This window comes from Martinezella paranaensis (assembly GCF_014200235.1).
GTDB classification, from domain to species: domain Bacteria; phylum Pseudomonadota; class Alphaproteobacteria; order Rhizobiales; family Rhizobiaceae; genus Rhizobium; species Rhizobium paranaense.
Map to the genome: position 1 here is coordinate 56,148 of NZ_JACHBI010000022.1, position 14,920 is coordinate 71,067.

Below are 14,920 nucleotides of genomic sequence, written 5' to 3' on the forward strand. Positions count from 1 at the left end.
CTGATTAGCAAAACACCATGAGAGTGCTGCCGAGGTCGGGGAACGTACACTCGTCCGCCCGAATTACCGGATGCCGATTCAGCTCATTTGAACGGCAAGACCAGGTCCGCAGCCTCTGTGACGCCAGACTGGTCTCTGATGATCAATTCGATCCCAATGGTTAACGAATTTTAGCTTGCCCGGCTGGGACGCACAGAAGAATGCGCTTTGTGGATTAAAACGTCGTCAAATGTACCGGCATATTACAGAGTTTCTGAGGTTCATTATCCTTATTGCGCAACCGACGGCCGTCCAAACATGGTAAATGTTTTATTAATGGTTGTAGATTTAACTGGCCTTGCGCGGCCACTCGTCGTTTCCTCGATGCGTGCGTGCGAGGCTTGAGGAGTTTGCTCTATCGTTCCATCCGGACAAGACCCGCCTGATTGAGTTTGGCCGTTTCGCTGCGGTCAATCGCAAGCGGCGCGGGGTCGGCAAACCGGAGAGCTTCGACTTCCGGGGGTTCGCGTTCATTTGCGGAAATTTACGCCGCGGGAACTTCCTGCTTCAAAGGAAGACGCGACGTGATCGCATGCGGGCAAAGCTTCGAGAGATCAAGGGATCGGCACTTAAGCTTCAGCTCTTATCGGTGTTTCGTCGCAGCGAGGCATTAGCTGTTGCCATTGAACGTTCGGGGAGAAGCAACGCCCACAAAAAGCGACGTGCAACACCGGGTTAGGGATCGGAACGTCGACAGACCCTCGTGCGCATGGCAATTCCTCCAGTCACTCACCCAGCTCCAATGCCGAAACCGCACTCTTTGGAACTTTTAGAAGCACGAAGATCGGCTGTGTCACTTTCCGCAACATCGCTTCGCCATCGAGAAGGCGCGAAGCGCGTACGACAATACCAACGGTGACTGGCAAGCCGGCCGACAATGCAAACTTGCAGCCTTCTGCCTGCATGCCATGTGTGATTGTTAGATTGTTATCCCTCGCCAAACACCATCGCTCCACTCTGAGGTATCAAGCCCTCCCGCAATTCAACTGGAACGTCTAGATCCTATGCCTTAGCCTTAGGTTGCGAGATTTCCTACGCCGATCGATTTGTTTACGCTGACGATCTCGACGTTGGAAATCGAGCGACCTTCGAGCCGATTGGCATTTCGTGCCGGATCTGCGACCGCGCGAATTGCGCAAGTCGTGCCGTACCCCCCATAAAGGGACAGTTGATAATTGAACACAATCGACGCGGTCAGTTGCCATATACGCTGCGTCCGGCTGGCGAAAAAAACTAAAGAAGGGACGCTCTCGCGCGTCGCTGCAGCATTAGAAAAATTCGCCATCCGCTCGAGCAGCCCAGGAGAGCAGAAATATGCGAATTCGGCGCCACGATCGTTAGGCCGCCGACAAGTCAACTTGTTGGTAACAAATGCCGGACACCGATTGGTGCATCATGGGCAATTGGGAAGACAATCCCTCGTGAACAGGCATCTAACAATCCTGCGTATTCTATGTCATCCAAAACCCTTTTGAGGCATTTAGGCCAGCTTTAAGGTCGGCAAATGCCTGCCGCACATAGTCGCCAGGTGGACTTTTCCCATCCTCCTCAGCCCATGCGTCGATTGCGATACGCAGAGCGCCAACGGACACCATGGCAATCATGCGAAGCGCTTTGCGCCGTTCGGACTGAGGCCATAGTTCGCAGAGCGCTTCGAACGCCGCTGCCTCCAGGCGCAGAAATTTGGCTTGATTATTCGCCCGTAGCTGCTCATTTGAGCGGAGGATACGGTCGATAACCAGAGCGTGGTCCGTATCGTAATTCGACAACAATTGAAGATGAGCGTTGCAAGTAACATCAAGTGGGGACTGATCCGTCGGTTGAGCGAGAATGGCCGCCTGCAACGATGCGGGTAAGTCCTTCTGCCAAGCGGCCAGGATTTCTTCCTTCGACGTGAAATAATAGAAGAACGTTCTCACCGATATGCCGGCCGCCTCAGCGATCGCGTCAAGCGTCGTGAATTCATATCCTTTGTCAACAAACAGCTCAAGCGCTGCGCCGGTGATACGTTGAAGCGTCTCACGCCGCTTTTTCTCGCGCCAACCCTCTTGTTTTGATTGATTCTGTCTCATTCGTGTGGGGATAGCAGAGCTCACAGGCAATGTAAAATCGCATTTTATGTTAAATTACACGTCTTGTAAAATTACATTTGCTGTAATATGTATCTTCACATCAGAACGAGTGTGAGGACGAAATGAAGAGGGTTCAATATGACCGTTATGGCGGGCCGGAAGGAATGTATTTTGGCGAATATGATCTGCCAGCATTAGGGGAGTCAGAGGTGCGCGTCTCGATCAAGGCCGCGGCCATCAATCCCTTTGATTGGAAGCTGCGGCGTGGCGCAATGAAACTACTCACTGGCAGGCGTTTCCCCAGAGGTATGGGCACGGACTTTGCCGGAATTGTCGAGGCAACGGGCAGCAAGGTTACGAAATTTTATGCCGGCGATGAGGTCTTCGGGGTATTAGACTTCAAGAAATCCGGAGCCTTTGGCGAAGTCGTGATGGTCGATAGCAATCACCTGACAAAGAAACCGGCACACATTTCGTTTAGCGAGGCGGCGTCTCTTCCCACGGCGGCGATGACCGCATGGGTCGCAATTCTTGACAAAGCCGCGGCGCGGCGCGGTTCGAACATATTCATCAATGGATGCAGCGGCGCCGTCGGCTCATTCGCGGCTCAGTTGGCAGTTGCCCACGAAGCGCGTGTTGCAGGCACTTGTGGACCGACATCACGCGACCGCGCAAGGGCTGCTGGAGTTGATGCTGTCTTCGGATACTCCGACAAGCAAAGATACGCAAAAAATACGAAATATGACGCCATATTTGATACGCTTGGAACACTTGGCATAGAAGACGCACTCTCCATGCTCAAACCGAAGGGCGTGTTCGTCGACATCAACCCGACGCCCGGCAGAATCGCCCGTGGAATGCTGTCGCGACGATACAAGCTCGCATTTGCCGCCTCGGGGCTCAAACATTTGCCGGCGATTGCAGAACTTGCGAGTGACGGGACGCTTTGGCCGACAATCGGCCTGGAGGCACCGTTCAGCGAGGCCCTATCCGTTATCACTGACGCGGAAACAGCACGCCGCTCATACGGAAAGACAGTACTTACATTCTGAAGCCTCGTGAATACCCCAAATGCGGATGGAGAATACGATGGGCAATACCTCAAACGCTCGGACCTATAAGCTTGGTGACAAGACTGTTGCTCGCATTGGTTACGGGGCAATGCAGTTGGCCGGACCGGGTGTGTTCGGCGCCCCCAAAGATCCCGACGCCGCGCTCGCGGTGCTCCGGGGGGCCATCGCGGCAGGCGTTAACCACATTGATACAGCTGATTTCTATGGGCCTCACATCACCAATCAGTTGATCAGGGAAGCACTCTACCCATATCCCGACGATCTGGTCATTGTAACCAAGGTCGGCGCCTCGCGTGGCGAGGACGGCAGTTGGGTGCCTGCTCAAGCACCGGCGGATCTGATACGGGGCGTGCACGACAATCTCCGCAGTCTACAGTTGGATGTGCTCGAAGTAGTCAATCTACGCGTTATCGAAGGCACTGGGCGGACACCTGCAGAAGGGTCAATCGAGGAACGGTTCACTACACTGGCCGAACTTCAACGGCAGGGCCTGATCCGGCATTTGGGCTTAAGCAATGCAACAGCCTCCCAGGTCAAGGAAGCGCAAAGCATCGCCCCGATCGTCTGCGTCCAGAACCATTATAACCTTGTACACAGAGCGGATGATCCGTTGGTTGACACGCTTGCCGAACAGGAGATCGCATACGTCCCATTCTTTCCGTTGGGCGGATTCAGTCGACTACAATCGGAAGTTCTGGATGCGGAGGCACATCAGCACGGTCTTTCACCCATGCAGCTCGCATTGGCATGGCTTCTCGCCCGTTCATCGAACATCCTGCTGATTCCTGGCACTTCGCGTATCGAACATCTCAACGAGAATCTGGCCGCTGCAGAAATCAACCTCGCGACGAGCATGCTCTCGCGGATTGGTCAGACGGTTCAGAAGGAGGCAAGATAGCTGCGTAACACAGAACGAACTCCTGCGCTTCCATCAGCAGAATGATGAGACGGCCAGCACCCCCATATCCGATCAGGCAGTTCCGGGAGAAAGAATTATGTCTACAACCCAGTTTACACCTATAATCTATAGCAAAATTGGCTGTCCCTATTGCATCAAATTGCGCATCTTCTTACTCGAAGCCGGTCTTATCGATCGAGTAACTTTCGTGGAGGGCAAAACTCCAGAGGAGCATGATCAGCTCGCCGAGTTCCTGACAAAGCGTATCGGCAGAGCGAGTTTTCCGACGGGAGAAATCTCGCCAGACAATTACCTTCCCGAGTCTGACGATCTGGTCGACCATTTCGCAAGTATTGGCGTTGTCGACCCTCAGAAGCTACCAACCTATCAGGCATTTAGCGGTGCCTTGTTGCCCCGGCTTCAAGAGTTTTACCGTGAATACAGCGAGCTAAAGAAGCTGCAGCAGGCTAAGTGAGGGACGTCCGCAAAAATGGGATTCCTATTTGGGGAAAGCGTGGTTCCGCGCAGAGAGAGCGTGACTGTATTGCTTTCGGACACGAAACGCTCCTGGTTGCAATAAGAGATGTCCATGAAACTTCTTATGATCGTCACCACTATTGCGGCCACGTTTTTTGTAGCACCCTGCCAAGCAGCGGCGTGGTCTAGATATTCAATTACGAAATCGATCCCGCTTGGAGCACCAGATTCTTGGGACTATCTTACGTTCGATGCTCTGTCTGGCCGCGTTTACATCGCGCATGGCGATCGCGTCAGTGTTGTCGATGGCAAAACCGGTGCAATCCTTGGCAATATCTCAGACATTTCGGGCGGAACGCACGCCACAGTCGTATTGCCCGATGCGGGTAAGGGTTTCACGGACGACGGCGAGTCTGGTGAAGTTGTCGAGTTCGATCTCGCGACAATGAAGGTCATCAAGCGCATCCAAACCGCCGTAGGTGCCGACGGCATCATCTTCGATTCCATGAGCCGTCATCTATTCGTAGTTGCCGGCGATTCCGGCTTGGTGACAATCGTTGATCCCGCGAAGCAGCAGGCGGTAGCGACCATTCCGGTCGGAGAGGCACTTGAGTCCGGCGTTTCGGGAAACAACGGAAAGCTCTATATCGACGGCAGTGAAAAAAATGAGATCGTGCGCATAGACGTGGAAGCCAACAAAGCAGACGCTCATTGGCCGATACCAGGTTGCGTCGAGCCTCGTGGTATGGCGATCGATTTCGTGCGCCACCGGCTTTTCTCGAGCTGCGCGAACCAAGTTCTGGCTATTCTGGACGCAGACAGCGGCAGAGAAATTTCAACACTGCCAATCGGTGAAGGTTCAGACGCTGTGGTGTTCGACGCGAAAATTGGACGCGCATACAGCTCGAACCGAGATGGCACCATTTCCATAGTGCAGGAAGTCTCGCCGGATCAGTTTGAAGCGCTGCCACCGATACACAGCGAATATGGTGCCCGCACAATGACGATTGATCCAGTCTCCGGCCGTATATACACTATCACAGCTGACATCAACGTGAACAAGAGCGCTGCGCTAACCGATTATAAGCACCGCTATTCCGTCAAGGCCGGGAGCGCCCGCTTGCTGTTTCTGGACCCAAAATGATCTGCTTGAGAAACCGCCCATGGCTTGATGAGGCGACCGCTATGAGCGTTGTTGGTCGCTGATTTGAGCAGAATCAATCCCAGTTTCACTCCGAGAGGCCGCAACCACTGAAACGTTTACTTGACCGCATTCGCCGAAGTAGGGGTGTAATAAGATGTAGCCGCACGGCCTGACATGCTTCCTGCCAAACAAGAAACATGGACCGCAGCCCACCTGGCGCGGTTGGCGATATTAATGATACCAGACCTTATGCGCCCGCATCGTATGCGGCGTCCACATGGGGTAATCGCGGGAGCCGTGCCCCTCCGGATTCGACCATGATTTTGTAAGGTGGCTGTCCCCCGATAAGATGAAGTACAGCGCTGCTCATGTTCTTGTACAATCCGGGCGCCCGCGCAACGGAAGTCATCGAACTGATCGTCGATCAGTTGGTTTTGACCTCCTCACCGCGGGTGAACCTGCACGGAAAGGGCGATAAGTGGCGGTCCTGCCCATTATGACCCGAGACCGCCCGCCTGCTTGGCGAGATGCTGCGTGACCGACGCCACCCAGCCGCTACAGAAAGTCCCGTATTCCTCAGCAATGTCGGCAAGCCGTTGACGCGATTCGGCCTGCACAAGCTTGTCCGCAGTCATGGTTCGAATATTCGCATCGGCAACGGACAGAAGTCCATTTCTCCCCATGTTTGGAGACACGCGACGGCCGTACATCTGCTCGAGTCTGGCGTCGACGTAAACGTCATAAGAGGTTGGCCTGGCCACGTCAGCCTGGATACAACCAACCGATATGCCGAGATTAGCATCAGGATGAAGCAGGAGGCACTTGAGGCTTGCCAGCGACTTGCTACTTCTTCGGTGGGACCTCCCCGAAAGCCAGTCTGGGAGAACGAGCCAAAGCTTCTCGAATGGCTCGCCGACCTCTGATATTGCCAGCCGGATCTGCCGTTTCGGCTTTCTCAAGGCTTTTGAACAACAATTTTGCGTCAAACGCGATCGTAATCGTCGCCTAGTCTTATGATGTCATTCTCATCGAGCAATTCGCCATATTGAATTTCGATGAAGATTAGCGGCTTAGCGCCTACGCAAGAAACCCGATGTGTTGCCCGAAGTGGAATGTCAACGGTATCTCCATACTGGAAAATGCGTTCCATTCCGTTCACTTCCACCATGCCACTTCCCGACACTGCGACCCAATGCTCCGAGCGATGATTGTGATACTGCAACGAAAGCCGCGCGCCCGGATTCACTACAATTCGCTTAACGACGTGACGGTCACCTATATCAATCACACACCATGTTCCCCAAGGGCGCTGATCGCTCTCACCAATTCTGTAAAGGCTTCCGAACTGCAATTGAATCTCCATCTATCACGCCCGAGACCGGCTAGATCATTCAGATCGTGAGAGCAATAGCCTTTATTTCAAAGCACCCTATCTCTGCACCTTAGGCGGTTAGCCGGGCATGTGACATGAAGTTCCATGGGATCAAGGCGTCTACGTCTGACACGGGCAAGCCTTGAGCAATGCGGGTCAATCTCTGGGAAAGCCAGTCGAGCGGGGCCGTTCTTCAATTTGGCCGTCCGCAAGAGAGTTGCCACTGTCGCCCAGGCCCGTCCGCCACCCCCACCTCACTTCCGGCGAATACAAGAAACTAGCCAATCGTGATGGCTTTCTTTCAACGCAAATACAGCGGCCTCCATGCGTCATTGCGATGACGGAGGTCATTCAGACGACATTATAAACAAAATCTCATTCGATTCACGGGTTGCCTCGGCTGCCAGCCTTGGATAATAGAACGCCAAACTTGGCGTCCTACGCCGCCAGTACGACGGCATAGTGGTTAACTGACCGCTGTGCGAGATTAAGAATTGTCTAACGCGCGCCAAAATGCAAGATACCCCAACCCCTTCATTGGCGTGTGGTCACAAAGAACCAAAATCGCGGAGTTTCAAATTTGACTAAGAAAGTTGCGCTCATAACAGGTATTACCGGACAGGATGGAGCCTATCTTGCGGAATTCCTGCTGAACAAAGGCTATTCTGTGCATGGTTTGAAGCGACGCACATCGCTCTTCAATACAGATCGCATTGATCACCTTTATCATGATCCGCACGAAGAGGGAGTTGATCTCACATTGCATCACGGAGACCTTACGGATTCTTCCAGTTTGATGCGGATCATTCAATTAGTGCAACCTGATGAAATTTATAATCTTGCAGCACAAAGCCATGTTGCCGTGTCGTTTGAGGAGCCGGAATATACCGCAAATTCCGACGCTCTCGGTGCTTTGCGCATTCTTGAAGCGATTAGAATTCTTGGCCTGCAAAAGAAAACGCGCTTTTACCAAGCCTCGACATCCGAACTATACGGTCTAGTTCAGGAAATCCCGCAGAGAGAAACCACCCCATTCTATCCTCGTTCACCTTACGCAGTTGCAAAGCTCTACGCATATTGGATTACGGTAAATTACCGTGAGTCTTATGGCATCTACGCGTGTAATGGCATTTTGTTTAATCATGAGTCTCCCATACGTGGTGAGACATTTGTGACACGCAAAATTACTCGTGCGTTGGCGAGGATTAAATTAGGCGCGCAGAAGCAGCTATTTCTTGGGAATTTGGATTCTTTGAGAGATTGGGGCCATGCAAAAGACTACGTTGAAATGCAATGGATGATGCTGCAGCAAAATCAACCGGAGGATTTTGTTATTGCTACCGGCGAGCAGCACTCTGTCCGAGAATTTGTGAGCATCGCGGCAGACGAACTTGGCATTGGGATCCGATGGGAAGGGGAAGGCGTAAATGAAAAAGGATATAATATCGAAACCAACGAATGCATCGTATCCGTTGATCCCCGCTATTTCCGACCCGCGGAAGTAGAGACTCTTCTCGGCGACGCAACCAAGGCGAAGCAGAAGCTAGGATGGGTTCCGAAGATTAGTTTTGGTGAGCTTGTATCTGAAATGGTGCAAGAAGATTTGAAAATTGCGGAGCGCGAGCGTCTCATTCAAGGTAGCGGTTACAAGTACTATGCAAGACCCGAATAAGGCGCAATTGACAATCTTGTCCGACCTCCCGCCGATTTCGATGTTGCGAGGTTCCCGTTGCTTGGTGACCGGTGCGCGCGGTGTACTTGGGCGCGCAGTGGTGGATCAAATTGGTGAGCTCGGCGTCGAAACACTTTTTGCTCCAACACGAAATGAGTTGGACTTACAAGATGCCGTCGCAACGGAACGGTTCTTAGCGGAACACCGTCCAAATGTGGTTATTCATCTCGCCGCAACAGTCTTCGGCCTCGCTGGAAATATGAAGAATCAGTTGAGGTCGATCTTCGAAAACTCGGCGATCAACCAGAATATCTTTGGCGCAATCGCGAAATATCCTGTCGACTATTTTTTCTTTGCCGGGACCGTTGCATCCTATCCGTATCCATATGTGGAAATGCCGTTGAAAGAGGAGCAATTCTTTAATGGTCTTCCACACTCAGGAGAGTTTGGATATGCGATGGCCAAGCGTCACGCGTATGGCTATCTGCGTATTCTCAGCGAAGAAACCGGCATGCGGTTCACTTATGGAATCTTCACAAACCTCTACGGAAGTCATGATCGCTTTGACGTCGATGGAGGACATGTTATACCCTCTCTCGTAGCAAAGGCACATGAGGCTTCCTGGCATGGCCGGCCTCTTAAAGTCTGGGGCGACGGGAGCGCTGAACGCGATTTTCTTCACGCCAAAGACGCTGCCAGAGCTATTGTTTTCTGTGCTGAAACGCCTGGCGCAGACACGTTGGTCAACATTTCAAGTGGCGAAGCTGTTTCAATAGAGAGAATAACGCGCCGCATTGCTGACGAAGCCAGGGTGAATGAAATCCATTTTGAAGTAGATAAGCCTGTTGGTATAAAGCGCCGAGTGGTCGATAATTCCAGGCTTCGAGCGTTGGGGTTCGAGCCCAAGGTGAAAATAGATGATGGGTTGGCATTCACCTATAAGTGGTATGCAGAGAATCAGGTAGATATACGCCGATGAGCAAATTAGCTATAGTTTCGAGCTATTCGGAAAGTTGCGGCAACGCATCATTTACGAAGGTTCTCCATGACTCTATCGAACTTTATAGCGACGTGGACGTTGAGGTTGTCGAGCTGGATCTCAAGCTACTGCAATCAGCTAATCCGACCATTCGCAAAAAGGGGGACAAACATGTTGAACAGCTGGCAGAACGACTGAAAGCATTTGACGCGGTGAATCTTCAATTCGAAGCAGGTCTATTTGGAACGTTGCCAGCGGATATCGTGCGACGCACATCTCGGTTGATGGCAGCGAATTCAAATACGACGGTCACGCTTCATTCGCCGCGGCTAATGGAATCTACGCCTTACGGTGCGCGATCCGCAATAAAAAAGCTAATGAAGCTACAATTTGGAGGCGCTTTTCGCGAATTTGTCGCAAATAAATTAGCTAATGTGCATATTGAGATCAATAGAAAGGTCATCAGGAATGCGGTTAGAAACAATCTTAGACTGATTGTTCATACCGTTCGAGCGCAGCGCCAGATCGAACAATTTTTTAATTATACTCGGGTCGACGTCCATCCCTTGAAGATTATTCCAGACGATTTTTCGACGGACGGAGCCGTTCTTGAGCAATTGCGCTCTGAACTCCGCCTAGCGAAAAGCGATACCCTGATAGGCATGTTTGGATATATTAGTGCCTATAAAGGGCACTCTGACGCGTTGAAGGCTATGACTTACTTGCCTAACAATTATAAGCTGTTAATTTTTGGTAGGCAGCATCCCCAGACATTGAAGGCCGATGGGAAGCCCGATCGTTATTTGAACGAACTGATAACAACCGTCACAAAGACAAAAGCACTACAAGATCGCGTCTTCTTTATTGGTGAGCTGGACGACGACGCATTTTGGCAGGTGGCAGGTGCGATCGACATCGCGTGGTTACCATACTATGAGAATGGGCAGGACGGTTCAGGTATCGCCTCAATCTGTATGGATGCTTGCAAAAGGGTATTGTGTTCCTCGTCGTTTGCCTTCGATGAACTCTTCAAGTTGGTCCCCTACAGCAACTATTTGCGTTTCGATATCGGCAACTATCTTGAAATCGCCACCAAAACAGAAATGTTGATGCGTCGCGAAGTCGCTCCTTCGCCGATGATCATCACATCGACTGAGTATAGCTACCAATCCCAGGCATTTACTTATGTGCGTGATATATCTGGCATGAATTTTCATGCAACCTTACCCCTTCAAGCGGCAGCTCAATAAGACTCTGATGGTTTCAATCTCGAAAATGGGTTTGAGCGACCTAGTGGAGACGCTTAGGCGCTTGCCGCTCGCACTTTATTTTGCTTGGGGAGATACGCGCGCGCGCTATCGCCGCAGCATACTCGGGCCGCTTTGGCTTGTGCTCGGGACTGCGGTGGGAGTTGTCGGCCTGGGCTTTGTATGGAGTGAATTGCTCCATGTGGATAAGGCGACGTTTATACCCTCCCTCTCCATTGGATTGATCGTTTGGCAGTTGATCGCAGGCTGCGTAATGGAAGCCTCGTCGATCTTTGTCCAAAACGCAAAACTCATACGGAACTTAAAAACCCCTCTCCTAATATTTCCACTTCAACTTTTAATCCGTCAAACAATCAATTTCTCGCATAACTTACTAGTAGTTATAGGAGTTTTTTTTCTATTTCCGCCGCCTTTAGTGTCAAATCAGATCCTAGTAGTTCCCGGCATAATCTTGGTTCTGGGGAATTTATTTTGGATAAACGCGCTTGTGGGCCTACTAGGCGCTAGATATCGAGACATTGGCCCTCTTATCGCCGCTTTTATGCCGCTGATGTTCTTTATTACGCCCGTAATTTATAGACCTCAGCAGCTCGCTATGGCTGGTTATATTGCTTGGGTCAATCCATTCACATACCTTGTGACCCTGATTCGTGATCCTTTGGAAGGTGTCGCTCCGCCGCTCTTTGTATACGGCATATCTGCAGGGAGCCTTTTGGCGGGCTTTTCGGCGACCCTCTGGATACTTGGTCGTAAATACGGCCGAATAGCATTTTGGGTGTAGAATGGCACATTTAATATTCGAAAATGTAACAGTGAAGTATCCCATATATAACGCAAAAAGTATGTCTCTACGGAACAAGCTTGTGCAGATCAGTACGGGCGGAATCCTGTCGCAAGACAAATCAAGCATTGTTACAGTTACAGCACTCGATAATGTCAGCTTCAGCCTGGCAGACGGTGATTCCATTGGTCTGATCGGCCACAATGGAGCTGGAAAAACAACGTTATTGCGCACTATGGCTGGCATCTTCTCACCAACCTCGGGGAGAATTGAGCGAAATGGTCGAACGGCAACCATTATCGAATTGGGCGCGGGTTTGGACGAAGAATTGTCAGGATATGAAAACATTTATAGAATGGGTATGCTGCTCGGTGCAGGCCAAGCTGAACTCGCGGCAATGACTCCCGGTATCGAGGAATTCACAGAACTAGGTAATTTCTTGGAGCTGCCGGTCCATACTTATTCAACGGGTATGAAAATGCGGTTGATGTTTGCCGTCGGTACGGCAGTTAAGCCCGAGATTTTGCTGGTGGATGAAATGTTTGGGACAGGTGACGCTGCCTTTCAATCGAAGGCTCAAGACCGAATGAAAGCCCTTATTGGTAGCGCCAGGATCTTTGTTTTTGCCTCCCATTCGGAAGCTCTCATCAGACAATTTTGCAAGCGGGTTTTTTCGCTTGAACATGGAAAACTCACAGAGATATCCAACTAATTTCATCAAGGAAGCACTTGAGTTTCAAGGGTTTAGATAGATCATAGTTACCGCAGAATAGGCAGCATGCAGCTCTATTACTATCACTTCGACAAATGTGCAGGAACGAGTGTCCAGCATTTTCTACGGACCTCCATAGCCGAAAATGAATTCATTTATCTAGAGCGCTATGACTACCCTGTCGATGAGAGGCAATGCTTTGACAAGAAGCTGTTACATGACCCCGGCGCGAACGATCATGCACAGCTTCCATGGAGACCTTTAAAATTTGCCATTTTTCGACATCCCCTTGAAAGGGCATTTTCCCATTACAAAATGACGACTAGATGGAATGAAGAACTTACCACCGATCTTCTTCGTCAAATCCATCAAGCCTCATTGTACGGAGTTACCAAATTTTTCTCCGCAAAGCGAGAGCTACTGGGATCACACTTCAACGTCATTGCTCGCACGCTTGTGGGGAAGAGCCTATGGGAAGATTGGTTTCGAGAGACCAGTGTAACTTCGCCAGATTTGACCTGTGCACCCACGGAAAACTTGCTACGTATAGCGCTCGAAGAACTCAAAAGCGTTGATCTTATATTAGATATGAATGATTTGTCTCTTGCCTCGCCGCTGGCAAATGCAGTAGCCAATTCGGACTTTGGTTTGACCTTTAACTCAACGCTGAACACATATAACACTAAGAATGAGTTCCGCGGCCTCACTAATGAAGATCTCAATTCCATAAAGCGGTTCAATGAGCTGGATCTAATATTGTGGAACGAAGTATGCCGTCGGATCGCGCTTGCTCGCGCGCCCGCCATTATTAGAGCTTACTCCAATGCAAATGACACACAAATTCTCGACTTCTCGCGCGGAATTCCCGCTGACAACATCTGGCCGAGAGAGACAAACGATCTAAAGAACAGTATTTGGACGTCGAACAATGGAGACACCACTTTTTACTTCAGAAAAAAATCTCGCACACGTAAGCATTTTTGCATGCTTATAACTGCCGTTCTGAGCCCGTACCAATTTGAGAAGCTTCGCATTAGTTTGAATGGTAACATCATACCTTGGAGGCATTTAGACACCAATCGGGGCTTTTTGGTTGTTGCCACAATTGAGCGAGACATACTTCCGCCAGGCAGTATATTGCCAATCAGAATTTCCACCCCTGTCGTTGCACCCACTAATCCAGCGGATAAACGTCTGCTTGGTCTTGAACTTTCTGCAGCATCACTAATTGCTGATTGGGACCCAAGCTTTGCCTTATAGCCAACAAGGCGTGGAGGCAGCAGCATAATGTGCCCTTCCTGATTGGCTGCTTCTTTGCACGTTGCCCTTTCCTTCAAAAGCCAGTGAACCTTAGCGTATGAAATTGCAGGGACATCGCAAGCAACATGAACGTCCGGCGGCAATCCCCCCGTTTTTAACGAGGCTCTGAAGTAGCATTTACGCAACCCGCAGTGGGGGCCCACAATAACTTAAGAGATGTTTTGAAGGGGATCTATTCGTCGCAATATCTCCTGCACTATTTCCTGTACGTCACGACGACCCGAGCATAGTACAATGTTCGGGCTCGAGGGCGCTTCATATGTGCTATTTATTCCCGTCATATTTGAAATTAATCCAGCGCGAGCTCTCTTATAAAGTCCCTTCGAATCTCGATGCTCGCATATTTCCAGGGGCGTGTTAACGTATATCAGACAGAAATCGTCCTTTCCGATAAGTTCGCGAGCGAACTCCCGCTCCCGCTCGAACGGTGAGATGCAAGCAGTTAGGACTATAACGCCCGCATCCTTCATGAGCTTTGCCACCTCAGCGACCCGACGAATATTTTCAGCACGGTCTGCATCAGAGAAACCGAGATCCTTGTTTAAGCCCATACGAAGGCGGTCGCCGTCCAAGACATATGCTCGCTTACCTTGTCGATGAAGTTCGCTCTCTAACGCACCAGCTATCGTAGACTTGCCCGAACCTGACAAGCCAGTAAACCAAATAACCCTACCCTTATGTGTATTCAACCGCTCGCGCTCCGGGCGAGTGATTTCAGGCATTCGCGCATACGCACGAGTGGATTGTAGCTTATCATACGCCATGCTCTATTCGTGATTTTATTCTAATCCGTTGACTCTAGAGGAGAAGTCAAGCGCCAACGGCCGCAATACCCAGATGATTTCGCGCATATCAGTATGAATGCGCGTTTCGGAAAGCCCGGACAGTGTTGGAGTGCACCCTTCGTGTGAGACAGGGAAATTCACGGACAGCTCGCGCGTTTAGTTATGTCGCTTTTTCCATCTGTCGTCCATCTGAATGCTTCTGTTCGCGGTCGCTGGAAAGTGCGGTTAAGTGTTGCCGAAGCCTGTTTTCGGTGGTGGTCTAGCTCGACGGTAGCAAAGCCGCTCGCTCGCGCGCCCTCAATCGCGCTGTAGCGAGCGAGCGGCTTTG

Annotated in this window: 14 protein-coding genes and 2 pseudogenes; 12 read left to right on the forward strand and 4 right to left on the reverse strand. The window is 50.8% G+C overall.

The annotated features are described in order from the left end of the window. Positions 1-1,042 precede the first annotated feature (1,042 nt). Positions 1,043-1,276, forward strand: a pseudogene (locus GGD50_RS30440) (short-chain fatty acyl-CoA regulator family protein); the annotation flags it as partial. A 214-nt stretch (positions 1,277-1,490) separates the two neighbouring features. On the opposite strand, the gene GGD50_RS30445 reads toward GGD50_RS30440, so the two are convergent. Continuing rightward, positions 1,491-2,111, reverse strand: a complete 621-nt coding sequence (locus GGD50_RS30445; RefSeq protein ID WP_183940895.1) for a TetR/AcrR family transcriptional regulator — start codon at positions 2,109-2,111, stop codon at positions 1,491-1,493. A 122-nt stretch (positions 2,112-2,233) separates the two neighbouring features. Between GGD50_RS30445 and GGD50_RS30450 the strand changes: the two genes are divergently transcribed. From GGD50_RS30450 to GGD50_RS30470, 5 genes are all read left to right on the forward strand, one after another. Then, the gene (locus GGD50_RS30450; protein WP_183940897.1) at positions 2,234-3,163 is read left to right on the forward strand and encodes an NAD(P)-dependent alcohol dehydrogenase; all 930 of its coding nucleotides are present in this window, start codon (positions 2,234-2,236) and stop codon (positions 3,161-3,163) included. A gap of 37 nt (positions 3,164-3,200) precedes the next feature. Continuing rightward, positions 3,201-4,082, forward strand: a complete 882-nt coding sequence (locus tag GGD50_RS30455; protein WP_183940899.1) for an oxidoreductase — start codon at positions 3,201-3,203, stop codon at positions 4,080-4,082. Positions 4,083-4,179: 97 nt separating this feature from the next. Next, positions 4,180-4,557, forward strand: coding sequence for a glutathione S-transferase N-terminal domain-containing protein (locus GGD50_RS30460; protein ID WP_183940901.1), 378 nt, complete (start codon positions 4,180-4,182; stop codon positions 4,555-4,557). 114 nt (positions 4,558-4,671) lie between these two features. After that, positions 4,672-5,703: a YncE family protein gene (locus GGD50_RS30465; protein WP_183940903.1), complete on the forward strand. Its 1,032-nt coding sequence runs from the start codon at positions 4,672-4,674 to the stop codon at positions 5,701-5,703. A 527-nt stretch (positions 5,704-6,230) separates the two neighbouring features. Continuing rightward, complete coding sequence (locus tag GGD50_RS30470) at positions 6,231-6,626, forward strand: tyrosine-type recombinase/integrase (RefSeq protein WP_183940905.1); 396 nt, start codon at positions 6,231-6,233, stop codon at positions 6,624-6,626. Positions 6,627-6,685: 59 nt separating this feature from the next. On the opposite strand, the gene GGD50_RS30475 is transcribed toward GGD50_RS30470, so the two are convergent. Beyond that, positions 6,686-7,066: a phosphomannose isomerase type II C-terminal cupin domain gene (locus GGD50_RS30475; RefSeq protein ID WP_246451632.1), complete on the reverse strand. Its 381-nt coding sequence runs from the start codon at positions 7,064-7,066 to the stop codon at positions 6,686-6,688. Positions 7,067-7,145: 79 nt separating this feature from the next. Further along, positions 7,146-7,323, reverse strand: a pseudogene (locus GGD50_RS33050) (transposase domain-containing protein); the annotation flags it as partial. Positions 7,324-7,655: 332 nt separating this feature from the next. Between GGD50_RS33050 and gmd the strand changes: the two are divergent. The 6 genes from gmd to GGD50_RS30505 all read left to right on the forward strand — a co-directional run bounded on the left by gmd (position 7,656) and on the right by GGD50_RS30505 (position 13,747). Next, positions 7,656-8,747 (forward strand): GDP-mannose 4,6-dehydratase, encoded by a 1,092-nt coding sequence (gene gmd / locus GGD50_RS30480; protein WP_183940908.1) that lies wholly within the window; start codon positions 7,656-7,658, stop codon positions 8,745-8,747. Then, positions 8,731-9,726 (forward strand): NAD-dependent epimerase/dehydratase family protein, encoded by a 996-nt coding sequence (locus GGD50_RS30485; RefSeq protein ID WP_183940910.1) that lies wholly within the window; start codon positions 8,731-8,733, stop codon positions 9,724-9,726. The genes gmd and GGD50_RS30485 overlap by 17 nt, the downstream gene beginning before the upstream one ends. Continuing rightward, positions 9,723-10,976: a glycosyltransferase gene (locus GGD50_RS30490; RefSeq protein ID WP_183940912.1), complete on the forward strand. Its 1,254-nt coding sequence runs from the start codon at positions 9,723-9,725 to the stop codon at positions 10,974-10,976. Before GGD50_RS30485 ends, GGD50_RS30490 begins: the two co-directional genes overlap by 4 nt. 7 nt (positions 10,977-10,983) lie before the next feature. Continuing rightward, the gene (locus tag GGD50_RS30495) at positions 10,984-11,775 is read left to right on the forward strand and encodes an ABC transporter permease (RefSeq protein ID WP_183940914.1); all 792 of its coding nucleotides are present in this window, start codon (positions 10,984-10,986) and stop codon (positions 11,773-11,775) included. 82 nt (positions 11,776-11,857) lie between these two features. Continuing rightward, positions 11,858-12,487 (forward strand): ABC transporter ATP-binding protein, encoded by a 630-nt coding sequence (locus tag GGD50_RS30500; protein WP_331371086.1) that lies wholly within the window; start codon positions 11,858-11,860, stop codon positions 12,485-12,487. A 66-nt stretch (positions 12,488-12,553) separates the two neighbouring features. Then, complete coding sequence (locus tag GGD50_RS30505; protein ID WP_183940918.1) at positions 12,554-13,747, forward strand: hypothetical protein; 1,194 nt, start codon at positions 12,554-12,556, stop codon at positions 13,745-13,747. Positions 13,748-13,956: 209 nt separating this feature from the next. Here the strand turns inward: GGD50_RS30505 and cysC are convergent, their stop codons facing one another. Further along, on the reverse strand, positions 13,957-14,571 hold the full coding sequence (gene cysC / locus GGD50_RS30510) for an adenylyl-sulfate kinase (protein ID WP_183940920.1): 615 nt from the start codon (positions 14,569-14,571) through the stop codon (positions 13,957-13,959). Positions 14,572-14,920: the final 349 nt, after the last annotated feature.